22 protein-coding genes are annotated in these 21,263 nt (G+C 60.8%); 7 read left to right on the top strand and 15 right to left on the bottom strand.

Features of this window, described 5'->3' with window-relative positions:
* Position 1 precedes the first annotated feature (1 nt).
* From accC to B9Z50_RS10735, 4 genes are all read right to left on the bottom strand, one after another.
* Positions 2 to 1,351, bottom strand: a complete 1,350-nt coding sequence (gene accC, locus B9Z50_RS10750; protein WP_108364167.1) for an acetyl-CoA carboxylase biotin carboxylase subunit — start codon at positions 1,349 to 1,351, stop codon at positions 2 to 4.
* Positions 1,352 to 1,366: 15 nt separating this feature from the next.
* A complete protein-coding gene (gene accB, locus B9Z50_RS10745) occupies positions 1,367 to 1,825 on the bottom strand; it encodes an acetyl-CoA carboxylase biotin carboxyl carrier protein (RefSeq protein WP_108364165.1) in 459 nt (152 codons plus the stop codon).
* 160 nt (positions 1,826 to 1,985) lie between these two features.
* A complete protein-coding gene (locus B9Z50_RS10740) occupies positions 1,986 to 2,528 on the bottom strand; it encodes a TlpA disulfide reductase family protein (protein WP_233249833.1) in 543 nt (180 codons plus the stop codon).
* A 14-nt stretch (positions 2,529 to 2,542) separates the two neighbouring features.
* The gene (locus B9Z50_RS10735) at positions 2,543 to 3,127 is read right to left on the bottom strand and encodes a hypothetical protein (RefSeq protein WP_108364161.1); all 585 of its coding nucleotides are present in this window, start codon (positions 3,125 to 3,127) and stop codon (positions 2,543 to 2,545) included.
* 71 nt (positions 3,128 to 3,198) lie between these two features.
* Here B9Z50_RS10735 and mpl point away from each other — a divergent pair, with 71 nt between their 5' ends.
* A complete protein-coding gene (mpl, locus tag B9Z50_RS10730) occupies positions 3,199 to 4,569 on the top strand; it encodes a UDP-N-acetylmuramate:L-alanyl-gamma-D-glutamyl-meso-diaminopimelate ligase (protein ID WP_108364159.1) in 1,371 nt (456 codons plus the stop codon).
* 110 nt (positions 4,570 to 4,679) lie between these two features.
* Here the strand turns inward: mpl and B9Z50_RS10725 are convergent, their stop codons facing one another.
* The 8 genes from B9Z50_RS10725 to B9Z50_RS10690 all read right to left on the bottom strand — a co-directional run bounded on the left by B9Z50_RS10725 (position 4,680) and on the right by B9Z50_RS10690 (position 11,995).
* The gene (locus B9Z50_RS10725) at positions 4,680 to 5,801 is read right to left on the bottom strand and encodes a 3-deoxy-7-phosphoheptulonate synthase (protein ID WP_108364157.1); all 1,122 of its coding nucleotides are present in this window, start codon (positions 5,799 to 5,801) and stop codon (positions 4,680 to 4,682) included.
* Positions 5,802 to 6,032: 231 nt separating this feature from the next.
* A complete protein-coding gene (tldD, locus tag B9Z50_RS10720) occupies positions 6,033 to 7,493 on the bottom strand; it encodes a metalloprotease TldD (protein WP_108364396.1) in 1,461 nt (486 codons plus the stop codon).
* Between the two features lie 93 nt (positions 7,494 to 7,586).
* Positions 7,587 to 8,474, bottom strand: a complete 888-nt coding sequence (locus B9Z50_RS10715; RefSeq protein ID WP_108364155.1) for an NAD(P)-dependent oxidoreductase — start codon at positions 8,472 to 8,474, stop codon at positions 7,587 to 7,589.
* Complete coding sequence (gene rodA / locus B9Z50_RS10710) at positions 8,471 to 9,658, bottom strand: rod shape-determining protein RodA (RefSeq protein ID WP_108364153.1); 1,188 nt, start codon at positions 9,656 to 9,658, stop codon at positions 8,471 to 8,473. Before rodA ends, B9Z50_RS10715 begins: the two co-directional genes overlap by 4 nt.
* A gap of 5 nt (positions 9,659 to 9,663) precedes the next feature.
* A complete protein-coding gene (locus B9Z50_RS10705) occupies positions 9,664 to 10,665 on the bottom strand; it encodes an NAD(P)H-dependent glycerol-3-phosphate dehydrogenase (RefSeq protein WP_108364151.1) in 1,002 nt (333 codons plus the stop codon).
* Positions 10,666 to 10,685: 20 nt separating this feature from the next.
* Complete coding sequence (gene secB / locus B9Z50_RS10700; RefSeq protein ID WP_108364394.1) at positions 10,686 to 11,156, bottom strand: protein-export chaperone SecB; 471 nt, start codon at positions 11,154 to 11,156, stop codon at positions 10,686 to 10,688.
* Between the two features lie 131 nt (positions 11,157 to 11,287).
* Entirely contained in the window at positions 11,288 to 11,548 is a 261-nt protein-coding gene (gene grxC, locus B9Z50_RS10695) for a glutaredoxin 3 (protein ID WP_108364149.1), read from the bottom strand.
* A gap of 45 nt (positions 11,549 to 11,593) precedes the next feature.
* Complete coding sequence (locus B9Z50_RS10690) at positions 11,594 to 11,995, bottom strand: rhodanese-like domain-containing protein (protein ID WP_108364147.1); 402 nt, start codon at positions 11,993 to 11,995, stop codon at positions 11,594 to 11,596.
* 126 nt (positions 11,996 to 12,121) lie between these two features.
* On the opposite strand from B9Z50_RS10690, the gene gpmA reads away from it, so the two are divergent.
* From gpmA to B9Z50_RS10675, 3 genes are all read left to right on the top strand, one after another.
* The gene (gene gpmA / locus B9Z50_RS10685) at positions 12,122 to 12,859 is read left to right on the top strand and encodes a 2,3-diphosphoglycerate-dependent phosphoglycerate mutase (RefSeq protein WP_108364145.1); all 738 of its coding nucleotides are present in this window, start codon (positions 12,122 to 12,124) and stop codon (positions 12,857 to 12,859) included.
* 99 nt (positions 12,860 to 12,958) lie between these two features.
* Positions 12,959 to 14,407 (top strand): S41 family peptidase, encoded by a 1,449-nt coding sequence (locus B9Z50_RS10680; RefSeq protein WP_108364143.1) that lies wholly within the window; start codon positions 12,959 to 12,961, stop codon positions 14,405 to 14,407.
* A 26-nt stretch (positions 14,408 to 14,433) separates the two neighbouring features.
* Positions 14,434 to 15,189 (top strand): molybdopterin-synthase adenylyltransferase MoeB, encoded by a 756-nt coding sequence (locus tag B9Z50_RS10675; protein ID WP_108364141.1) that lies wholly within the window; start codon positions 14,434 to 14,436, stop codon positions 15,187 to 15,189.
* A 33-nt stretch (positions 15,190 to 15,222) separates the two neighbouring features.
* Here the strand turns inward: B9Z50_RS10675 and B9Z50_RS10670 are convergent, their stop codons facing one another.
* Together B9Z50_RS10670 and B9Z50_RS10665 are read right to left on the bottom strand one after the other, a co-directional pair.
* Positions 15,223 to 15,750 (bottom strand): thermonuclease family protein, encoded by a 528-nt coding sequence (locus B9Z50_RS10670; protein ID WP_233249832.1) that lies wholly within the window; start codon positions 15,748 to 15,750, stop codon positions 15,223 to 15,225.
* Positions 15,747 to 16,271, bottom strand: a complete 525-nt coding sequence (locus B9Z50_RS10665; RefSeq protein ID WP_108364139.1) for a MarR family winged helix-turn-helix transcriptional regulator — start codon at positions 16,269 to 16,271, stop codon at positions 15,747 to 15,749. The genes B9Z50_RS10670 and B9Z50_RS10665 overlap by 4 nt, the downstream gene beginning before the upstream one ends.
* Before the next feature lie 114 nt (positions 16,272 to 16,385).
* Between B9Z50_RS10665 and B9Z50_RS10660 the strand changes: the two genes are divergently transcribed.
* The 3 genes from B9Z50_RS10660 to B9Z50_RS10650 are packed head-to-tail and all read left to right on the top strand — an operon-like array spanning position 16,386 to position 20,417.
* Positions 16,386 to 17,360: a tripartite tricarboxylate transporter substrate binding protein gene (locus B9Z50_RS10660; protein ID WP_108364137.1), complete on the top strand. Its 975-nt coding sequence runs from the start codon at positions 16,386 to 16,388 to the stop codon at positions 17,358 to 17,360.
* A gap of 19 nt (positions 17,361 to 17,379) precedes the next feature.
* Entirely contained in the window at positions 17,380 to 18,708 is a 1,329-nt protein-coding gene (locus tag B9Z50_RS10655) for a sulfatase (RefSeq protein WP_108364135.1), read from the top strand.
* Positions 18,709 to 18,731: 23 nt separating this feature from the next.
* Positions 18,732 to 20,417: a SulP family inorganic anion transporter gene (locus B9Z50_RS10650; RefSeq protein ID WP_108364133.1), complete on the top strand. Its 1,686-nt coding sequence runs from the start codon at positions 18,732 to 18,734 to the stop codon at positions 20,415 to 20,417.
* Between the two features lie 56 nt (positions 20,418 to 20,473).
* On the opposite strand, the gene B9Z50_RS10645 is transcribed toward B9Z50_RS10650, so the two are convergent.
* Positions 20,474 to 21,229, bottom strand: coding sequence for a hypothetical protein (locus B9Z50_RS10645; RefSeq protein ID WP_108364131.1), 756 nt, complete (start codon positions 21,227 to 21,229; stop codon positions 20,474 to 20,476).
* Positions 21,230 to 21,263: the final 34 nt, after the last annotated feature.

Here is a 21,263-nt window from a genome sequence, read left to right as displayed (position 1 = left end):
TTCAACGCTTGTGCTGGCTCAGCCAGTGTTCCAAATAATGGATGTTGGTGCCGCCTTGCATGAACTTGGCGTCGACCATCAACTCGCGGTGCAAGGGCACGTTGGTGTTGATGCCCTCGATCACCGTCTCGTTCAAAGCAGTTTGCATGCGGGCCAAGGCCTGTTCTCGGGTGTCGCCATGCACGATCAGTTTGCCAATCATCGAGTCGTAGTTCGGTGGCACAAAGTAGTTGTTGTAGACGTGCGAATCGACCCGTACACCGGGGCCACCAGGCATGTGCCAAGACGTGACGCGCCCGGGCGAAGGCGTGAACTTAAAAGGATCTTCGGCGTTGATACGGCACTCGATGGCGTGGCCCCGAATCTGGATCTGCTTTTGAGTGAAGGGCAGCCTCTCACCCGCAGCGACCATGATCTGTGTCTTGACGATGTCCACGCCCGTGACCCACTCGGTCACCGGGTGCTCGACCTGCACGCGGGTATTCATCTCGATGAAATAAAACTCGCCGTTTTCATACAAGAACTCGAAGGTGCCCGCACCCCGGTAATTGATCTTCTTGCAGGCAGCTACGCAGCGCTCACCAATCTTGTCGATCAGCTTGCGGGGAATACCTGGTGCCGGGGCCTCTTCGATCACCTTTTGGTGACGCCGCTGCATGGAGCAGTCGCGCTCGCCCAAATAAACGGCGTTGCGGTGCTTGTCAGCCATGATTTGGATTTCCACATGGCGCGGGTTCTGCAAGAACTTTTCCATGTAGACGGCCGGATTGCCAAAGGCAGCACCGGCTTCGGCCTTGGTCATTTGCACCGCGTTGACGAGCGCCGCCTCGGTGTGCACCACGCGCATGCCGCGACCACCACCACCGCCAGCGGCCTTGATGATGACCGGGTAACCCACGGCCTTGGCGATGCGGCGGATTTGCACCGGGTCATCGGGCAATTCACCTTCGGAGCCGGGTACGCAGGGCACGCCCGCACGGATCATGGCCTGCTTAGCCGACACCTTGTCACCCATGATGCGGATCGACTCGGGCGTTGGACCAATGAACTGGAAACCGCTTTTCTCCACCCGCTCGGCAAAGTCGGCGTTCTCGCTCAAAAAGCCATAACCGGGGTGAATCGCCTCGGCGTCCGTCACCTCGGCAGCCGAGATGATGGCGGGCATATTGAGGTAGCTCAGCGGAGATGCCGCAGGACCGATACAAACCGCTTCTTCGGCCAACTTGACGTATTTGGCTTCTTTATCGGCTTCGGAATAGACCATCACCGCCTTGACGCCCAATTCGCGACAAGCGCGCTGGATGCGCAAGGCGATTTCGCCTCGGTTGGCGACCAGGATTTTCTTGAACATGAAATCCCCGTGGTTTTATTCGACGATGAAAAGAGGCTGACCGTATTCCACGGCTTGGCCGTTTTCACACAGAATCTGCGTGACCGTGCCGGACTTGTCAGACTCGATCTCGTTGAGGATCTTCATGGCTTCGATGATGCACAAGGTGTCGCCCTCTTTAACCACCGAGCCAATTTGGATGAATGGTGCAGCACCTGGGCTGGAGGAGCGATAGAAAGTACCGACCATGGGCGACTTCACGGCGTGGCCAGCGGGTGCTGCAGCCAACACAGGTGCGGCCTCCACTGCGGCCACGGCGGGTGCAGCCATGACAGGCGCTGCGGCCACGGGAGCGGCTTGCTGCATCACCACCGGTTGGGCCACACCCATGCTCTTGACGATACGGACCTTGCCTTCGGCTTCGGTGATTTCCAGCTCCGACACGTTCGAGTCGGACACCAAGTCAATCAGTGTTTTGAGTTTGCGCAAATCCATAGATCCTCCATTGCTTGAGCACATGTAATGGAGCGAATTTACACCAAATTCCAGTCAAAACCCTTGAATTTATCTTTTCTTAAGCGAACAGCGACGGTACACCTCAGCCACGGCACAGTTTTCTACCGCTCTTGCACCTGCTCATTCGGCCCTCGGTGCGTCAAAGGGTGGCGCTGCGCCACTGGGCCAAATCATCGGCCGTGAGTTGCCCCATCTTTTGTCGCCAAATGCTGCCATCTGCTTTGAAAAACACAGTGAAAGGCAAACCGCCTGCAGCATTGCCCAAAGATTTGGCCAATTGGGTGCCCTCCAGACCAACCAGCCCCACCGGAAAACCCAAGGGTTGACGGCCGAGGAACTTTCGTACAGCACTGGGCTGATCAATGGCCAAAGCCACCACTTGATGACCGTTGGCGGTATTTTCACGCCAGAAGGCATCGATCATCGGCAATTCTTCGATACAGGGCGGGCACCAAGTAGCCCAAAAGTTCAGCAACAAGGGTTTGCCCTGAAAACCGGCCATGGCCAAAGCCTCGCCCGAGGGCGTCTCGAATTGCTGGGCCCACAACGGGTGGCTTGCGGCGTCGGCCACGCCCCGGGGCTCATAACGCCACATGGCCACGCCGACTCCGGCGACAGCGGCAGCAGCGCCTGCCCCCCAAAGCAAGTGGCGTCTGGAGGGGGTTGAGGTGGAAGTATTCATGCTTGAATTGTCTTTCATGCCGCCAGCAGGCGCTCCAAAGCGGCCAAATCACCCCGTGGCGAGCGGCCTTGCGCATCGGGCAGCAAAGCCCCGCGCAGATCGTCCAAGTCGTAAATGCGCAGGTGCACACCCACATCCTCGTTCAAGGCTTCACAAAAACTGTGCAAACTCAGCACCTCCACGTCGTTGCCATGCAGACCGCGCACGGTTTGCGCCTCGTAGCGCTGATTCTGGTTGATCAAGGCGATTTCGGCCGATTTGGGGTCATCACAAAACAAGGCCAAATCCACATCGCACAAACGCGTGGCCCAGCCTTGCCAGACCGCACCGCCCAAGTGCGGACGAAATTCGCTCAGGCGCTGCATCCAGACCCGGGCCAATCCACGCAAGGCCAACAACTCGCCGGGCTGGGTGTCGCTGCAAAACAGCGCAATGTAGTCCCGCACCTCGGCCTCAACCACGTCGTTGGTGGGCAAAGCGGTACGTGAGGGCAGACCCAACTCTTTCAGGGCCCGGTGTTTGGCCGGGCCAAAGGCCAAGCCTTCTTCCACCACCAGACGGGCCGCAGTGGCAGCAATTTCAAGGGCAAGATCGTTCATGGGCACCCATTGTGACCTGCCCCAAGTGGCCGCAGTTCAGACTGCGCCCGATGGCCCCCTAAAATCCGGGTATGCATATACATATATTGGGCATTTGTGGCACCTTCATGGGGGGCCTGGCTGCACTGGCCCGCGAAGCTGGGCATCGTGTCACGGGGTGTGACGCAGGCGTTTACCCGCCCATGAGCGACCAGCTGCGGGCCTTGGGCATCGAGCTGATCGAAGGTTTTGACGCCGACCAGATGGCCCTTCAACCCGACATGTACGTGATCGGCAACGTGGTCAGCCGCGCCCGACTGGCCGATGGCAACCCCAAATTCCCGCTGATGGAAGCGATCTTGGAAGCCGGCGCCCCCTACACCAGTGGCCCGCAGTGGTTGGCCGAGCATGTGCTGCAAGGTCAACATGTGCTGGCGGTTGCAGGCACCCACGGCAAAACCACCACCACCTCGATGCTCACCTGGGTGCTCGAGCAAGCCGGGCTGCAGCCGGGCTTTTTGGTCGGCGGCGTGCCGCTCAACTTTGGTGTGTCGGCCCGGCTGGGTGGCGGAAAGTATTTCGTGATCGAAGCCGACGAATACGACACCGCCTTTTTTGACAAGCGCAGCAAGTTTGTGCACTACCGCCCACGCACCGCCATCCTGAACAACCTGGAATTCGACCACGCCGACATTTTTGATGATCTGGCCGCCATTGAGCGCCAGTTCCACCACTTGGTGCGCACCGTGCCCGGCTCGGGCCGGGTGGTGGTCAACGGCCTGGAAGAAAGTCTGACCCGGGTGCTGGGCCAAGGCTGCTGGAGCGAAGTGCGCACCTTCGGCAGCGCCGTCAGCGACTTTGTGGCCGAAGGCGAGCCCTCGCATTTCAAAGTGCTGCAAGCGGGTCAACCGGTCGCCGAGGTGCAGTGGGCCATTGGCGGCGTGCACAACCAGCTCAACGCGCTGGCGACCATCGCCGCCGCCGAGCATGTGGGCGTGAGCCCTGCTGTGGCGGCGAAAGCGCTGGCCAGCTTTGAAAACGTCAAACGTCGCATGGAAGTGCGCGGCACCATCAACGGCATCACCGTCTACGACGACTTTGCCCACCACCCCACCGCCATCCGCACGACCGTCAACGGCCTGCGCCGACAAGTGGGCGAGGCGCGCATCTTGGCTATTTTTGAGCCGCGCAGCAACACCATGAAGCTCGGCACCATGAAAGCCCAGCTGCCCTGGAGCCTGGAAGAAGCCGATTTGGCCTTTTGCCATTCAGGCGGACTGGGCTGGGATGCCTTATCTGCACTTGAACCTATGGGCTCAAAAGCCCAAGTGGGCGCCAACATAGACGAGGTGATTGCACAGGTGCTGGCGCAAGCTCAACCCGGCGACCACTTGCTCTGCATGAGCAACGGGGGCTTTGGCGGCATTCACGCCAAGCTGCTGGAAGCTTTGGCGAGACACTGAAGCGCCGCCTTTGGCTGGAAGCACACCCCAGGCCGCTATTCTTGCGCACAAGCCATTCAGTCGTCGGTAAAAGGGCGGCCTCTCATGAGGGCAAAAGGCCGCACCCTGCATCAAACGGCGCGACGCGCCTTCACCGCATCCGACAGCACCTGCAAAACGCCTTCGCTGTCGTCCCAGCCAATGCAGGCGTCGGTGATGCTCTGGCCGTAGGTCAGGTTCGCCACCTCGTGCTGGCCGGGTGTGAATTTCTGGGCACCGCCCACCAGGTGGCTTTCGACCATGACGCCGAACACTTGGCGTGAGCCGCCGCTGATCTGCGCGGCGATGTCCTTGGCCACGTCGATCTGACGATCATGCTTCTTGCTGCTGTTGGCGTGGCTGCAGTCCACCATCAAACTGGCAGGCAGCTTGGCGGCTTCGAGGTCTTTGCAAGCGGCTGCCACGCTTTCAGCGTCGTAGTTGGGCGCTTTGCCGCCGCGCAAAATCACATGGCAGTCCTGGTTGCCCTGGGTCTGCACGATGGCGACTTGGCCATTCTTATGGACCGACAAAAAGTGGTGGCCACGGGCTGCGGCTTGGATCGCATCGGTCGCAATCTTGATGTTGCCGTCCGTCCCGTTCTTGAAGCCGATGGGGGCCGACAAGCCCGAAGCCAACTCGCGGTGCACCTGGCTTTCGGTGGTGCGCGCACCGATGGCGCCCCAGCTGATCAGGTCGCCGATGTACTGCGGCGAAATCACATCCAAGAACTCGCTGCCAGCGGGCAAGCCCTGGCGGTTGATCTCGATCAGCAGCTGACGGGCGATGCGCAGGCCTTCGTCGATGCGGTAACTCTCGTCCAGGTAGGGGTCGTTGATCAGGCCCTTCCAGCCCACGGTGGTGCGGGGCTTTTCGAAGTACACGCGCATCACAATTTCCAAGGTGTCCGCGTATTTGTCACGCAGGGGCTTCAGGCGGCGGGCGTAATTGAGGGCTGCAGCCGGATCGTGGATCGAGCAAGGGCCGATGATGACCAGCAAGCGGTCGTCTTGGCCGTGAACGATCTTGGCGATCGATTGGCGGGTTTGCGTGATCAGGGTTTCCGTGGCTGTGCCAGCAATCGGAAAAAAGCGAATCAAATGTTCTGGTGGTGGGAGCACGGTGATGTCCTTGATGCGTTCGTCGTCTGTCTGGCCAGTTCGGTCGGCGGCATTCGGATACCAGCTCTCGGGGGCTGCGGTTTTGGCGTTCATCGTGGACTCCTCAGATTGAAAAAACAGGTGAAAAAAAACCGCCGGGCTTTGGAGCTCCGGCGGTGTGTATCGAGATGTTCGGGTGCTTATGCGCTCGCCTCTCGTCCGCCGGGGACTGAGAACCAAAAATAAAAAAAGTAAAAAGCAATGTGCGAAGACATGGGCTTCAATGTATCACAGGTTTCTGACGCTTCCTGACGGGTCCGCCCAAGGGCAAACCTGAACAGGCCCTCAAGCCGTGCCGCCCACGGTGAGGCCGTCGATGCGCAGCGTGGGCTGGCCCACCCCGACAGGCACGCTCTGGCCCTCTTTGCCGCAGGTGCCCACACCCGAGTCGAGCTTCATGTCGTTGCCGATCATGCTGATCTTCTTGAGCGACTCGGGACCACTGCCGATCAGGGTTGCGCCTTTGACGGGGTATTGGATCTTGCCGTTTTCCACCCAATACGCCTGGCTGGCCGAGAACACGAACTTGCCACTGGTGATGTCCACCTGGCCGCCCGCGAAGTTGGTGGCGTACAAGCCTTTTTTGATGCTGGCCACGATCTCTTCGGGGCTTTTGTCGCCACCCAACATGTAGGTGTTGGTCATGCGGGGCATGGGCACATGGGCATAACTTTCGCGGCGGCCGTTGCCCGTGGGCTTGACACCCATCAAGCGGGCGTTCATCGAATCCTGGATGTAGCCGCGCAAGATGCCGTCTTCGATCAGCACGTTCTTTTGGGTGGCGTGGCCTTCGTCGTCCACGTTCAGAGAACCACGGCGGTCAGAGATGGTGCCATCGTCGAGCACAGTGACGCCTTTGGCCGCTACGCGCTGGCCAATGCGGCCGCTGAAAGCGCTCGAGCCCTTGCGGTTGAAGTCGCCCTCCAGGCCGTGGCCCACGGCTTCGTGCAGCAGCACGCCAGGCCAGCCATTGCCCAGCACCACCGTCATCTCGCCTGCAGGTGCAGGGCGGGCTTCGAGGTTGATGAGTGCGGCCGACACGGCTTCTTGCACATAGCTCTCGACCATGCCATCGTCAAAGTAGGCCAGGCCAAAGCGGCCACCGCCGCCACTGCTGCCCACTTCACGGCGGCCGTTCTGCTCTGCGATCACCGTGACCGACAGGCGGATCAAGGGGCGCACGTCGGCGGCCAGGGTGCCGTCGGCGCGGGCCACCATGACCACGTCATATTCGGTGGCCAAACCGGCCATGACCTGCACCACACGCGGGTCTTTGGCGCGGGCAATTTTCTCGACACGGCCGAGCAAATTCACTTTGGCCGTGCTGTCCAAGGTGGACATCGGATCGAGCGAGGGGTAGAGAGAGCGACTGGCCGATACCTTGCGGGCTGGCACTTTGATGCGTTTGTTTTGTGTCGCCTGCGCAATGGTGCGCACCGTCATGGCCGCATCCATCAAAGAGGCTTCGGAGATGTCGTCCGAGTAGGCGAAGGCGGTTTTCTCGCCGGATACGGCCCGCACGCCCACACCTTGGTCAATGCTGAAGCTGCCGGTCTTGACGATGCCTTCCTCCAGGCTCCAACCTTCAGAGCGGGTGTACTGGAAGTACAGATCGGCGTCGTCCACAGCGTGGGCCTTGATGGCGGCCAAAGCGCGGCTGAGGTGGGTTTCGTCCAGGCCAAAAGGCTCCAGCAAGAGAGAGCGGGCCGTGGCCAGGCGTTCGATGGTGGGTTCGCGTGAAATCATGGGGGTCATTGTAGGCACGGATCAAGACCCTTGCCGGTGCTGTACAGACTCACCACCGTCTCCAAGCTGGACTTGCCATGCGAATTCGCCTTTTCAACGCTGGCGCATGAGTTGCAACAAAGCCGCATCGTCCAAGTCGGCCCAGCCTTGATCAAGGGCTTGGGCAAACAGTGCGCGTGCAATCGTACCCAGAGGGGGGTTGAAGGCCACATCTGTGGCGGCTTGCAGGGCCAGGCCCGTGTCTTTGGCCAACAAACTGACATGGGCGCGGGGTGCCAGGTCGCCGGCCAATGCCCTGCGCATGCGGTCGGAGCCAATCCAGCTTTGCCCGCTCGAGGCCTCGATCACGGCCAGCGTGGCTGCAGGCTCCAAGCCCAGCCGCTCCGCCAAGGCCAGGGCCTCGGCAGCTGCGGCCAAATTCACAGCCGCCAGCAAATTGTTGACCAGCTTGGTGCGTGCGCCATCACCGGCCCGGGTGCCGACCCGAAAGACCTGGTCGCTCAAGGCACTCAGCAAGTTTTGGTGGCGCGTCCACACGTCATCCGGACAAGCCACCATCAGGCTCATGCGACCCTCACGGGCACGCAAAGGGCCTCCGGACATTGGGGCGTCCATGCAATCGACGCCCTGCAGCGCCAATCGCTCAGCCTGAGCCGCCACCGTGGCGGGCCCAAGCGTCGGGCACAGCATCACGCATTGGCCAGGCCGCAAGTGCGCACCCGCCCCACCCTCGCCCCACAGCACCGACTCGGTTTGCGCCGCATCGACCACAGCGACCAGCAACACACCTTGCGGAGCCAGAGACTGCGCGGCCTGCTCAGCCGAGCCGCAAGGTGCAGCCCCCAAGGCCACAGCTTGAGCTTGAGCTTGGGCATCGGTGTCGTGCACCGCCAGCGACCAGTCCAAATCACGCAAACGGGCCAGCATGGCACCACCCATGTTGCCTGCACCGACTACCGCCGCTGCGCATGAAGGTTTCATGTTTGCACCAGTTGCTTGGATTTAGCGATCGACATCAAGATGCCCAGCGCCAGCCCCAAGGTGACCATGGCCGTGCCGCCATAACTGATGAAGGGCAGGGGCACGCCCACCACCGGCAAGATGCCGCTGACCATGCCCATGTTCACAAAAGCGTAAGTGAAGAAAATCATGGCCATGCTGCCCGCCAGCAAACGGCTGAACAAGGTAGGGGCCTGCATGGCGATGACCAGAGCCCGGTAGATCAGGAAGAAAAAGCACGCCAACAAGACCAGGCCACCCAAGAGACCAAACTCTTCTCCCAAGGCAGCAAAAATGAAGTCGGTGGTGCGCTCGGGAATGAACTCCAAGTGGGTTTGTGTGCCCTGCATGAAGCCTTTGCCCCAAAAGCCGCCCGAGCCGATAGCGATCATGCCCTGGATGATGTGAAAGCCCTTGCCCAACGGGTCTCGGCCCGGGTCCAGCAAGGTGCACACCCTTTGCCGCTGGTACTCGTGCAGCACATGCCAATCCACGTTGGGCTGGCACAAGGTGGGCTCCATGACCACCAGCACCACGATGCCCAACACGCCCAAAACAACGGGCGGCAAAATCCAGCGCCACCTCAAACCAGCAAAGAAAATCACGGCCAAGCCAGCCGCCAGGACGAGCAAGGAGGTGCCCAAATCCGGCTGCTTCATGATCAGGCCCACGGGTATGCCCAAAATCAACAAGGCCACCGCAAAGTCAAAGGGTCGCAACTGCCCCTCGCGTTTTTGGAACCAAGCGGCCAGCATCAGGGGCAAGGCAATTTTCAAAATCTCGCTGGGCTGGATCACTACACCCAGGTTAAGCCAACGCGTGGAGCCTTTTTTGGTGATGCCAAAAATGGCCACGGCCACCAGCAAAACCACACCCACGGTGTAAACCGGGACGGCCCAGGCCATGAGTTTCGGAGGCGGGATCTGCGCCACGACAAACATGATGGTCCCAGCAATGAGCATGTTGCGACCATGGTCGACAAAGCGGGTGCCGTGGTCATAGCCTGAGGAATACATGATCACCATGCCCAGGCAGGCCAAGAGAAAAACGGCGAAGGCCAAGGGCCCGTCAAAGCCCTCCAGCAAACGCCATAACCGCTGCAGCGCGGTGGGTTTTTGAAAAACAGAGGCCGATGTCAGCGGACCTTGGCGTGCGGTTTTGCTCATGCGAATCAGGCAAATTCACCCTTGGGGTCACGTCCCATCAGGGCCTGCACGGCTTCGCGGGGACTACAGCGAGCGTCCAGCAAAGCCACCACCGCCTCGGTGATCGGCATGTCGACCCCCAAGACACGGGCACGCTGCAGGACGGTGCGGGCGCTGTAGACGCCTTCGGCCACATGCCCCAGCGAGGTCACCGCTTGCTCCAGCGACTGGCCTTGGGCCATCAACAAGCCGACTTTGCGGTTGCGGCTCAGGTCACCCGTGGCCGTCAAGACCAGGTCACCAAGACCCGACAAGCCCATGAACGTGTCGCTGTGCGCGCCCAGTGCCAAGCCCAAGCGCGTCATCTCGGCCAAACCCCGGGTGATGAGGGCGGCGCGCGCATTCAGGCCCAGATCGAGCCCATCGCACAAGCCCGTGGCGATGGCCAGCACGTTCTTCACGGCCCCACCCACTTCCACACCCACGATGTCGCGGTTGGCATATACACGCAAAGCCGGGCCATGAAAGGCTTGCACCAAAGCGTCGCGCACACTGGCGTGGGCACTGGCGGCCACCAAAGCCGTGGGTTGCTGACGTGCCACTTCCAGGGCAAAACTGGGGCCGCTCAAAGCTCCCGCCAGCAGGTTCGGGGCCACTTGGGCCTGCACCTCGTGCGGCATCAACCCAGAGCCCGACTCAAGGCCCTTGCAAAGCCAAGCGACAGGCGCACGCACACCGGCCATCGCCGCGAGTACGGTGCGCAAACCCGCCATCGGCGTGGCGATGACCCACAAATCGCAATCAGGAGAAGACGCCCGCAAAGACGCTAACGGGGCCGATGAAATTTCAATGGCGCCGGGCAAGTTCACGCCCGGCAGGTAGCGGGCATTTTGCCTTTGCGAGCGCAAGGCATCGGCCTGGGCCGCATCGCGGACATGCAATGTGACCCTGTGCCCGCTCGGATGCTTGGCCGCCGCCAAGGCCATGGCGGTGCCCCAAGCGCCGGCACCCATGATGGTGATGTGCATGGTCCGGCTGAAGCCCGGTTTTACTGGGTGACGGCAGCGGCTTGCTGGGCTTGCTGCTGTTCGTACATGGCCTGGAAATTGATTTCAGCCAAATGCACCGGTGGGAAGCCCGCACGGGTGATCAGATCGGCCACATTGCCACGCAGGTAGGGGTACACAATTTGCGGGCAAGCGATGCCCATCACGGGGCCCATCTGGTCATCAGGCAGGTTGCGGATTTCAAAAATGCCGCCTTGCTTGCACTCCACCAAGAACACGGTCTTGTCGGCAATCTTGGTGTGCACGGTGGCGGTCACGCAGACCTCAAAAACGCCCTCGGCCACGGGTGTAGCTTCCACGCCCAACTGGATGTCCACGCTGGGCTGCTGCTGGTCGAGCAAGATGGCAGGTGAGTTGGGTTGCTCCAACGAAGCCTCTTTCAGGTAAACACGCTGAATTTGGAAAACAGGGGCTTGAACTTCTTGGCTAGGGGTGACAGCGGTTTCGGTCATGGGTAACTCTTTGAAATGGCGGCACCGCATTCAAGCGGGCCTGAAAAAATAAAGACTGACAATTATGGTCGATGAACGACCGCCGCCGGGCCAAGCCAAGTTTGTGAAAACCCTGACAGCCCGGCGGGGCTTCAGACCGCTTGCAGCAAAGGCAGCAAACCGCCTTGGGCGTCCAGCGCCACCAGGTCATCGCAACCGCCCACATGGGTCTGACCGATGAAAATCTGCGGCACCGTGCGGCGACCGGTGATTTGCATCATGTGGTCACGCTGAGCGGGATCGGTGTCGATGCGGATTTCTTCGATGTGCTCGACGCCTTTGGACTTCAGAATTTGCTTGGCACGCGTGCAATAAGGACAAACGGCAGTGGTATACATTTTGACGGCGGGCATAGAGGTTCCTGTTGGCGAGGTGGGTGACGGTGAGTCAATGAGGGTTCAGGATTTTTCGGTCGGCATGCTGGCTGCGACCCAGGCGCGCAAACCACCCGAGAGGGACTGCACATTGTCATAGCCGAGCTTTCGGGCAGTGGCTGCTGCACGCGCCGAACGCGCACCCACCTGGCACACCATGATGACGTGGGACGACTTGTTTTTGACCACTTGCGCCAGCTTGTCCTCCAACTGGCCCAGAGGCAGGTTTTTGGCACCGATCACATGGCTGCGGGCAAATTCATCGGGCTCACACACGTCAATGACCACCGCTTTGTCACGGTTCATCAGCTGCACCATGGCTTGAGGATCAAGCCCACCGCCCTTGGTCAAGACCGGCAAAAGCAAAGCAAAACCCGAAGCCAGCGCCATGGCCAGCAACATCCAGTTGTCTATGAGAAAGTTCACGAATCAGACCTTTTAAGGCAAAAAAACAAAGGCCCGATCAAAGGCCTGCCAGTGCCGATTCTAAAATGACGGGCTCAACCTTTGTTTCACCCTCCTTCTGCGCCCCCTTTTTCGGCCTCTTTGACCATGTACAAACTTGTCCTCATTCGCCACGGCGAATCCACCTGGAACCTGGAAAACCGCTTCACCGGCTGGACCGACGTGGACTTGACCCCTACGGGTGTGAGCCAAGCCATGTCAGCGGGCAAATTGCTCAAGGCCGAAGGCTGGGACTTTGACCTGTGCTACACCTCGGTGCTCAAGCGGGCCATCCACACGCTCTGGCACACACTGGACGAAATGGACCGCACATGGCTGCCCGTGGTCAAAGACTACCGCCTCAACGAGCGCCATTACGGCGCGCTGCAAGGCTTGAACAAAGCCGACATGGCCAAAGAGTTTGGCGATGAGCAGGTGCTGGTCTGGCGTCGCAGCTACGACACCCCGCCGCCCGCCTTAGAAGCAAGCGACCCCCGCTGCGAGCGCAGCGACCGCCGCTACACCGACCCGGCTGTGGTGCCCCTGACCGAATGCCTGAAAGACACCGTGGCCCGCGTGCTGCCAGCGTGGAACGACAGCATTGCCCCCAGCATCAAGGCAGGCAAGCGCGTTTTGATCGCTGCACACGGCAACTCCATTCGCGCCCTGATCAAGTACCTCGACGGCATCTCCGAAACCGACATCGTGCACCTGAACATTCCGAATGGCATCCCCTTGGTTTACGAACTGGACAAAGACCTCCAACCCATTCGCCACTACTACCTGGGAGACGCCGAAGCCGCAGCCAAAGCCGCAGCGGCTGTGGCCAACCAAGGCAAAACCTGATCGCGCCACGCCCTTTACATGGAATTACACGCCAAGCCCCACGGCACGGGGCTTGCAGGTGTATATTGATCTGAATATCACTGCACACGCACACACAAAATGGGACATAAACTCAAGATCGTCGGTTGGTTGAGCATTGGCGCTTTGGCTGGTGCACTCACGACGGTGTCGCTGCAAACCGTGGCGCGCGGCAACATGGCCCCCTTGCCGCTGGAAGAGCTTCAGCAGCTGGCAGCCGTGTTCGGCATGGTCAAAAGCGATTACGTCGAACCGGTGGACGAGAAGAAACTGATCACTGAAGCCATCTCTGGCATGGTGGCCAGCCTGGACCCGCATTCACAGTACTTTGACAAGAAAAGCTTCAAAGAGTTTTCCGAGGGCACATCGGGCCGCTTTGTCGGTGTGGGCATCGAAATCAGCCAGGAAGATGGCCTGGTCAAGATCGTTTCCCCCATCGAAGGCTCCCCAGCAGACCGGGCCGGTCTCAAAACCAACGACCTGATCACCAAGGTCGACGACACACCCCTCAAAGGCCTGTCGCTCAGCGAAGCGGTCAAGCGCATGCGCGGCGAGCCCAAAACCAAGGTGGTGCTCACCATTTTCCGCAAAGACGAAAACCGCACCTTCCCGGTCACCATCATCCGCGAAGAAATCAAGACGCAATCGGTCAAGTCCAAAATGATTGAGCCGGGTTATGGCTGGATCCGCGTGTCACAGTTTCAGGAGCGCACCGTCGAAGACTTTGCCCGCAAGATCGAAGACATGTACAAACAAGACCCCAAGCTCAAGGGCTTGGTGCTCGACTTGCGCAACGACCCGGGCGGTTTGTTGGACGCGGCCGTGGCCCTCTCGGCCGCCTTCCTGCCCGAGAACGTCACGGTGGTCACCACCAACGGCCAATTGGCCGAGAGCAAATTCACCTACAAGGCCTCGCCCCAGTTCTGGCGTCGCAACAGCAGCAACGACCCCATCACCCGCATGACCCAGGCCACGGATGGTGCGTTGAAAAAAGTGCCCTTGGTGGTTCTGGTCAACGAAGGCTCGGCTTCGGCCAGCGAGATCGTGGCCGGTGCCTTGCAAGACTACAAACGCGCCACCCTCATGGGCAGCCAGACCTTTGGCAAAGGCTCGGTGCAAACCGTTCGCCAATTGGGCCCTGACACCGCCCTCAAAATCACCACCGCCCGTTATTACACGCCCACGGGCCGCGCCATCCAGGCCAAGGGCATCGTGCCTGACGTGATGCTGGACGAGACCGAGAACGGCAACATCTTTGCCGCCTTACGCACTCGCGAAGCCGACCTGGAAAAGCACCTCTCCAACGGCAAAGAAGCAGAAGAGAAAAAAGACCCGGCTCGTGAGCAAGCGCGTGAAGAGGCCATGAAAAAACTGGAAGAAGAATCCAAAAAGCCCGCGGCCGAGCGCCGCTTGCCAGAGTTTGGCTCCGACAAGGATTTCCAGCTGGCCCAAGCCATCAAGCAACTCAAAGGCCAGCCTGTCAAAGCCAGCTCCACACTGGCCGAGCGCAAAGTCGACAAAAAAGACTGAGCGTCAGCGATTGACGGAGGCAGCCCATGGATGACACGCAGCTGCTGCGCTACTCGCGGCACATTCTGCTCAACGAGCTGGGCATCGATGGCCAGGAAAAGCTCCTAGCCTCGCATGCGCTCATCATCGGTGCGGGTGGCCTGGGCTCTCCGGTCAGCCTGTATCTGGGGAGTGCCGGCGTGGGGCATATCACCGTGGTCGACCACGACGTGGTGGACGCCACGAACTTGCAGCGCCAAATTGCACACACCCTGGACAGGGTAGGCCAGCACAAAGCCGAATCGGTGCGCACCGCCATCGCCCAGATCAACCCCGACGTGCTTGTCACCCCCATCACCCAACGCGCCAATGCGGCCCTGTTGGACACCTTGGTCGCGCAGGCCGATGTGGTGATCGACTGCTGCGACAACTTTGAAACCCGCCAAGCCGTGAACCTGGCCTGCGTCGTGCATCGCATACCGCTGGTCTCAGGTGCAGCCATCCGCATGGACGGGCAGGTCTCGGTGTTTGACAGCACACAGGCCGATGCGCCTTGCTATGCCTGCATCTTCCCACCCGCGCAGCTTCCCGAAGAAACCCGTTGCGCCACCATGGGCGTGTTCGCGCCGTTGGTGGGCATCGTGGGCACGGTGCAAGCGGCCGAAGCCCTCAAGATCTTGAGCGGCATGGGCAGTCACATGCCCGGGCGCTTGCTCATGCTCGACGGGCGAGAGTTGTCCTGGACCGACATCCGCATGCAACGCAACCCGCAGTGCCCGGTGTGCGCTGCCCACCGGGGCTGAGCTGCGAGCGATCTTGCGGTTGAGCCCACCCGCTCAAGAGGCCGGGCAGCGGCCGTTGAACTTCCTGAACAAAGCCGGTGACATCGGGGCTTCGCGCCCGGCAAATAACCCGCGCTTTTCCTTTTGCGCCTGTCGCTGCAAGGCGGCATAGGGCCCCCGACCCGTGCGAAACCTGTAGGCCCAGGCCATCCCTGTGCGCACCATTTCAGCGCCCAAGTCCACCCCCTCCACCGACAATCGGCCGATGTCCCGCCCATAGCTGTCGTGCCCCAGCGACTGCACTTGAACCGGCTTGCGCAGCGCCAGCGCGATCATGGCGTCGCGTGCCGCAGAGCCGCCGGGCTGACAGGTTTCAGGCGCATCCACGGCATCCAGGCGCAGCTTGACCGGCTCTTTCTGGCCAGAGCGCACCACCAACACCGTGTCACCGTCCATCACCCAGCTGACCCAACCGGTCCAAACTTCGGCCTCAGCTTGGGCTTGGTTCGGCGGCTTGAGCTGGTCTGCACCAGCGCCCCCCACGCAAAAAATCCAAAGCACACTCCATAGCCAAGCCCTCATACGGGGCTCCGTGCCAACGGGCCGCGCCTGCGGTTGGCACGGGGCCAATTGGGACTGAGCTCGACCGCCAAGGATTGGGCGCGAGCCTGCAAACGCGCCAGCGCGTCGTCGAACTGCACCACTTCATCGGCTTGCAAGGCACTCAAAATCTGGCCATTGATGGCCTGGATGCGCGGCATCAAATCGTCGTACAGCTGTCGCCCAGCGGATGTCAATTCGACACGCGCACCGCGCCGGTCACCCGGCGTCACCGTGCGCAACACGAGTTGTTTTTTGGCCAAGGCGGTCAAAGCGCGTGAGGTGCGGGCTCTGTCGCGGTGCATGCGCTCAGCCAGCACCGAAGGGGGTAAGGCGCCGTTTTCATACAACTGTGCCACCACCGCCCATTCCCGCCGCGTGATGCCATACCCACCTTCACACAGCCGCACCACCAGGGCCCCTGCAGTGGCAGACAAGCGGCCCAAGCGGTAAAGCAGCAGGTCGTCAATGGAGGCCAGTCTTTGAGACGGTGACAGCGGCATCAGGGTTTTCCGGGGGGGATGATTGATTAGAACAATTGTCATGGCAGGCCCTACATTGTGGCTTCACAAAGACCGAAAACCCGGGACTTTTGTGCCACCCATCTGGAGACAAACATGCATCACATCAGCCGACTGACTCGTCGAACTCTGGGCTTGGCTGCCCTGTCCCTGGCCGTGCTCACACCCAGCCTGCAGGCCCAAGAAAAGCCCCCACTCAAAATCTTGGTCGGCTTTCCGCCGGGCGGCTCGGCCGATGTGCTGGCCCGCATGGTGGCCAATGCACTGCGCGACGACTTTGGCACCATCGTGGTGGACAACAAACCCGGCGCAGGCGGGCGCATCGCCCTGAACATGACCAAAGCGGCCAAACCCGATGGCCAGACCGTGATCATTTTGCCCAGCGGTCCCATGGTGCTGTTTCCACACGTTTACAAGAAACTCGACTACGACGCGGTGAAAGACTTCACACCCATTTCGCAAATTGCACGCTTTCAGTTTGGCGTGGTGTCCGGTCCCGCCAGCAACGTGAAAAACGTGACCGAAATGACGGCCAAAGCCAAATCCGACCCGGCTTCTGCCAGCTACGGCACACCCGGCGCCGGCACCTTGCCGCACTTCATGGGGGTTTTGCTGGAGCAATCGGCAGGCATCGCGCTCAACCACATTCCCTTCCAAGGCGGTGCTCCGGCCAACAACGCCTTGCTGGGTGGTCACATCGGCTACAAGTTTGACGTGGTCTCGGAAACTGCAGAACTGCACCGATCGGGCAAGGTGCGCATCATCGCCGTCACGGGCTCAAAACGCGATGCGCAAGTGCCAGAAGTGCCCACGCTCCAAGAGTCGGGCATCAACATGGAAGCCACCGCATGGTTTGCCATGTACGGCCCGGCAGGCCTGCATGCCGAGGCGCTCAGCCGCCTGGAAAAAGCCATGATGAAGATAGCCCGCCAACCGGCCATGAAAGAAAAAATGGTCAAACTCGGTTATGAGCCCATTGGCTCCAGCTCAACCGAATTGGCCGCTGCACAAAAAGCCGATCTGAACCGCTGGGAAAAACCCATCAAGGCCACAGGCGTGCAACTGGACTGAAGCGAACAAACATCCTCCCATGACCCAGCGCCCCAACATCATCTTCATCGTGGCCGATGACCTCGGCTTTGCCGATCTCGGCTGCTACGGCGGCCGCGACGCGAAGTTCGGCAAAGTCTCACCCGTGCTCGACCAACTTGCAGCCAACGGCCTCAAGTTCACGCAAGGTTATGCCAACTCGCCTGTGTGCTCACCCACCCGCTTTGCGCTGATGACCGCTCGATACCAGTACCGCATGCGCGGCGGGGCTGATGAGCCCATCAACAGCAAGAGCAAAGGCAGCGCCGTGCTGGGTCTCCCGCCAGAGCACCCCACGCTGCCTTCCCTGCTCAAAGCCAGCGGTTACCGCACAGCGCTGATCGGCAAATGGCACCTGGGCTATCCGCCGCACTTCAGCCCCCTCAAGTCGGGCTACGAAGAATTTTTTGGCCCCATGTCGGGTGGCGTTGACTACTTCACCCACGCCAGCAACAACGGCACGCACGATCTCTACACCAACGAAGAAGAAAAGCACGAAGACGGCTACCTCACGGACCTGATCTCGCACAAGGCAGTGGACTTTGTGAACCGCATGGCCCCGAGCGCTGCGCATGGCACGCCTTTCTTTTTGAGCCTGCACTACACCGCGCCACACTGGCCTTGGGAAACCCGCGAGGACCACGCGCTGGCGCAAGAAGTCAAAGACAACCTGTTCCACCTGCACGGCGGCAACATCCACACCTACCAGCGCATGATCCACCACATGGACGAAGGCATTGGATGGGTGGTGGAGGCATTGAGAAAATCAGGTCAGCTTGATAACACCCTGATCGTCTTTACCAGCGACAACGGCGGCGAGCGTTTTTCTGATAACTGGCCTTTGGTGGGCGGCAAAATGGACCTGACCGAAGGCGGCATCCGAGTGCCCTGGATCGCGCACTGGCCCGCCGTCATCGCGCCGGGCGGCACATCCACTCAGCACTGCATGACCATGGACTGGTCGGCCACCATGGTGGAGCTGGCCGGGGCCAAGGCACGGGACGACTTGCCCTTAGACGGTGTGTCCATGCTGCCTGTGCTGCGCGACGCCCAGCACCAGTTCGAGCGCTCCTTGTACTGGCGCATGAACCACCGGGGCCAACGTGCCCTTCGCATGGGCGACTACAAATACCTGCGAGTGGACGGCAACGACTATTTGTTCCACATCCCGGGCGACGAACGCGAGCGGGCCAACCTGGCCCAGCGCGAGCCCGCCAGACTGAACGCCATGCGCCAAGCTTGGGAAGCGTGGGACGCCACGGTGCCCGCGATCCCCGAAGACGCGACCGTCAGCCTGGGCTACTCTGTCAAAGACATGCCTCAGCGCTGAAACCTTGGCAGCTAAGATCGGGCATGCCTGACATGCAACGCTTTTTGACTTTCCGCCACTGGCCTCGTTTGACAGGCCCCTTGGCCCGCACTGAAGTGCTGGCGGGCCTGACGGTGGCGCTGGTCATGATCCCGCAGGCCGTAGCCTACGCGGGCTTGGCCGGCATGCCGCTGGTCACGGGGCTTTACACCTGCCTGATCCCCGCTTTGCTGGCCGTGCTGTTTGGCAGCGCCAACCGCTTGTCGGTCGGCCCGGCTGCGCTCACATGCGTGCTGATCAGTGCTTCGCTCACGGGCATGGCCGAACCAGGCTCGCCAGAATGGGTGGCGCTGGCGGTGTGGTTGTCGCTGCTGTCGGGGGCCCTTCAACTGCTGCTGGGCTTGGGACATTACGGCTGGCTCATCAACCTGGTCAGTGCCCCGGTCATGACGGGCTTCACCCAGGCCGCGTCCTTGCTCATCATGGCCTCGCAAGTGCCCGGCTTGCTGGGCGTGAAAGCCTGGAGCTGGGACGTGCAAACCTGGCCTACTTGGCTGAGCAGTTGGCCCGCGCTGTTCGGCCTCGCCAGCTTGGCCGTGCTATTGCTACTGCGTCGTTTCAAGCCACGCTGGCCCGGCATCATGATCGTCATGGGCATTGCATCGGCCATCGCCTATGCCACCGATTACCAGGACCATGGCGCAGTGGTCGGCCTGCTGCCCTCGGGCCTGCCCGATTTTTATTGGCCAGAGTGGCCGGGCCTGGACAGGTTCAACCAGCTGTGGGTGCCTGCCATGGTGATCGCGCTGGTGAGTTTTCTGGAAACAGCTTCGAGTGCCCGTATCGAATGCAGGCGCGACGGTAAGCGCTGGGACGACAGCACCGAGCTCTTCAGCCAAGGTCTGGCCAAAATCGCGTCAGCTTTTTCGGGCAGCTTTGCCACCAGCACTTCGTTTTCACGCTCGGCCCTCATGCTGTACGCCGGGGCGCGATCGGGCTGGGCGGTAGTCGCTTCGGTGGGCTTTGTGCTGCTGGCTTTGCTCATCCTCATGCCCGCGCTGCAATTTGTGCCCCGCTCGGTCATGTCAGCGGCTGTGATCGTGGCTGTGCTCAATTTGTTCCAGCCACGCCAGTTCTTGAGCCTCTGGCGCGTGGGTCGCATCGAGACCATGACGGCCGGCATCACCTTTGCCATGACCTTATTGACCGCACCGCGCATTTACTGGGGCGTGATGACCGGGGTGCTGGTGGGCCTGAGCCACTTTTTGCACACCCGCTTGCACCCGCGCATCATTGAGGTAGGCCTGCACCCTGACGGCAGCCTGCGCGATCGGCATCTGTGGAAATTGCCCCCCTTGGCCCCCCAGTTGTACGCGCTGCGCATGGACGCCGAACTCGATTTTGCTGCCGCCAGCGACTTTGACCGCGCCATCACCGACCACTTGGCCCGCCACCCTGATGTGTTGCATGTTTGTCTGTTCGCTCAACCCATCAACCGCATCGACGTGACGGGCGTGGAGACCTTTGGGCAGCTGCACCGCCAACTGAGCAGTCGCGGCATCACGCTGCACATCAGCGGGATCAAGCTGCCCGTAGAAACCACCTTGCGCCGAGCAGGAGAGTTGGCCGAGAGCCCCTGCCTGCAGCTCTATCGCACCGATGCCGAAGCCCTGCAAGCCCTGGCGCAATTGACGCCGTTGCCGGACGACATCGCGGCAGCGGCCATTTGAGAGCTTTCAGGCCACATGAGCGTGCAGCTGAGGCTCTAGGGCTGCGAAAACCACCATCAGCGTGAAACCCAAACAGGCAAAGCTTGATTGTTCTGGTTTTTCTCACGCCGAACCACCTGTCCTCCCTCTCGGACCGAATCCGACTGCATCTGAGCCCAAACCGGCAGGTTGGTGAAACGCAGCTGGGTGGTTTTTTGGGGCCATTCACGCGCCACGAAGATTTCCATCTGGTCTGGCAAGCGCCACACTGCTTGATACGGTCCGCTTTGCTCGCGGCCCGTCACGCGCTGGGGGCGGCCAAACCGGCCCTCGATGCGCAGTTTCACATCCTCCACATGGGCGTTGTCAGAGAAGGTCATGAACACGTAGTCCACCCGCGCCAGCCTTTGCCCCTGTGGCGCATAACTGAATTTCATCTGGAGCAAACCAGGCATCCAGTTGAGGGCTTCGTAAATGTCTTCCTGGAAGGCATCGTCCTCACGCTGGGGCTTCAAGTCCTCATGTCGGATGGCTTGACGCACGTCGGCACGTGTGGCCGTGCTCAAGGTCACGCCAAACAGTTGCAAACCGCCTTCAGCCGGGGTTTGGGTTGGGGCCTGTGCTTGGGCTTGGGGCTCGTGCGCCACGGCCTCAGGAATTGGCGTCACCACCACTGCGGGGCCAGACGAAGCAGGCGGGATGGCGCCCCTGCCGGTTTGCGCCCCAACAGGCGTGGCCCAGGCCAGCAAACACCCCACGGCACAGATTAGCGTGACGTGTTGCAGACCCTGAACCGGGGAGGTACGGCGAAAAAAGCGTGAAGCGGATTCCATGTGAGACCTGCCATAAAGGTTGAAACGGTCTTCA

The organism is Limnohabitans sp. Bal53, assembly GCF_003063355.1.
In the GTDB taxonomy this organism is placed as follows: Bacteria; Pseudomonadota; Gammaproteobacteria; order Burkholderiales; family Burkholderiaceae_C; genus Limnohabitans_A.
This window is presented reverse-complemented; position numbering and strand designations above follow the sequence as displayed.

Excerpts from the sequence above, each read along its gene's own strand:
- B9Z50_RS10665 (WP_108364139.1), bottom strand. The coding sequence starts at position 16,271 with ATGCCGCTGTCACCGTCTCAAAGACTGGCCTCCATTGACGACCTGCTG.
- accC (WP_108364167.1), bottom strand. The coding sequence starts at position 1,351 with ATGTTCAAGAAAATCCTGGTCGCCAACCGAGGCGAAATCGCCTTGCGC.
- B9Z50_RS10680 (WP_108364143.1), top strand. The coding sequence starts at position 12,959 with ATGGGACATAAACTCAAGATCGTCGGTTGGTTGAGCATTGGCGCTTTG.
- B9Z50_RS10670 (WP_233249832.1), bottom strand. The coding sequence starts at position 15,750 with ATGAGGGCTTGGCTATGGAGTGTGCTTTGGATTTTTTGCGTGGGGGGC.
- mpl (WP_108364159.1), top strand. The coding sequence starts at position 3,199 with ATGCATATACATATATTGGGCATTTGTGGCACCTTCATGGGGGGCCTG.
- B9Z50_RS10735 (WP_108364161.1), bottom strand. The coding sequence starts at position 3,127 with ATGAACGATCTTGCCCTTGAAATTGCTGCCACTGCGGCCCGTCTGGTG.
- gpmA (WP_108364145.1), top strand. The coding sequence starts at position 12,122 with ATGTACAAACTTGTCCTCATTCGCCACGGCGAATCCACCTGGAACCTG.
- secB (WP_108364394.1), bottom strand. The coding sequence starts at position 11,156 with ATGACCGAAACCGCTGTCACCCCTAGCCAAGAAGTTCAAGCCCCTGTT.
- rodA (WP_108364153.1), bottom strand. The coding sequence starts at position 9,658 with ATGAGCAAAACCGCACGCCAAGGTCCGCTGACATCGGCCTCTGTTTTT.
- B9Z50_RS10705 (WP_108364151.1), bottom strand. The coding sequence starts at position 10,665 with ATGCACATCACCATCATGGGTGCCGGCGCTTGGGGCACCGCCATGGCC.
- B9Z50_RS10715 (WP_108364155.1), bottom strand. The coding sequence starts at position 8,474 with ATGAAACCTTCATGCGCAGCGGCGGTAGTCGGTGCAGGCAACATGGGT.
- accB (WP_108364165.1), bottom strand. The coding sequence starts at position 1,825 with ATGGATTTGCGCAAACTCAAAACACTGATTGACTTGGTGTCCGACTCG.
- B9Z50_RS10660 (WP_108364137.1), top strand. The coding sequence starts at position 16,386 with ATGCATCACATCAGCCGACTGACTCGTCGAACTCTGGGCTTGGCTGCC.
- tldD (WP_108364396.1), bottom strand. The coding sequence starts at position 7,493 with ATGATTTCACGCGAACCCACCATCGAACGCCTGGCCACGGCCCGCTCT.
- B9Z50_RS10645 (WP_108364131.1), bottom strand. The coding sequence starts at position 21,229 with ATGGAATCCGCTTCACGCTTTTTTCGCCGTACCTCCCCGGTTCAGGGT.
- B9Z50_RS10740 (WP_233249833.1), bottom strand. The coding sequence starts at position 2,528 with ATGAATACTTCCACCTCAACCCCCTCCAGACGCCACTTGCTTTGGGGG.
- grxC (WP_108364149.1), bottom strand. The coding sequence starts at position 11,548 with ATGCCCGCCGTCAAAATGTATACCACTGCCGTTTGTCCTTATTGCACG.
- B9Z50_RS10725 (WP_108364157.1), bottom strand. The coding sequence starts at position 5,801 with ATGAACGCCAAAACCGCAGCCCCCGAGAGCTGGTATCCGAATGCCGCC.
- B9Z50_RS10655 (WP_108364135.1), top strand. The coding sequence starts at position 17,380 with ATGACCCAGCGCCCCAACATCATCTTCATCGTGGCCGATGACCTCGGC.
- B9Z50_RS10675 (WP_108364141.1), top strand. The coding sequence starts at position 14,434 with ATGGATGACACGCAGCTGCTGCGCTACTCGCGGCACATTCTGCTCAAC.
- B9Z50_RS10650 (WP_108364133.1), top strand. The coding sequence starts at position 18,732 with ATGCCTGACATGCAACGCTTTTTGACTTTCCGCCACTGGCCTCGTTTG.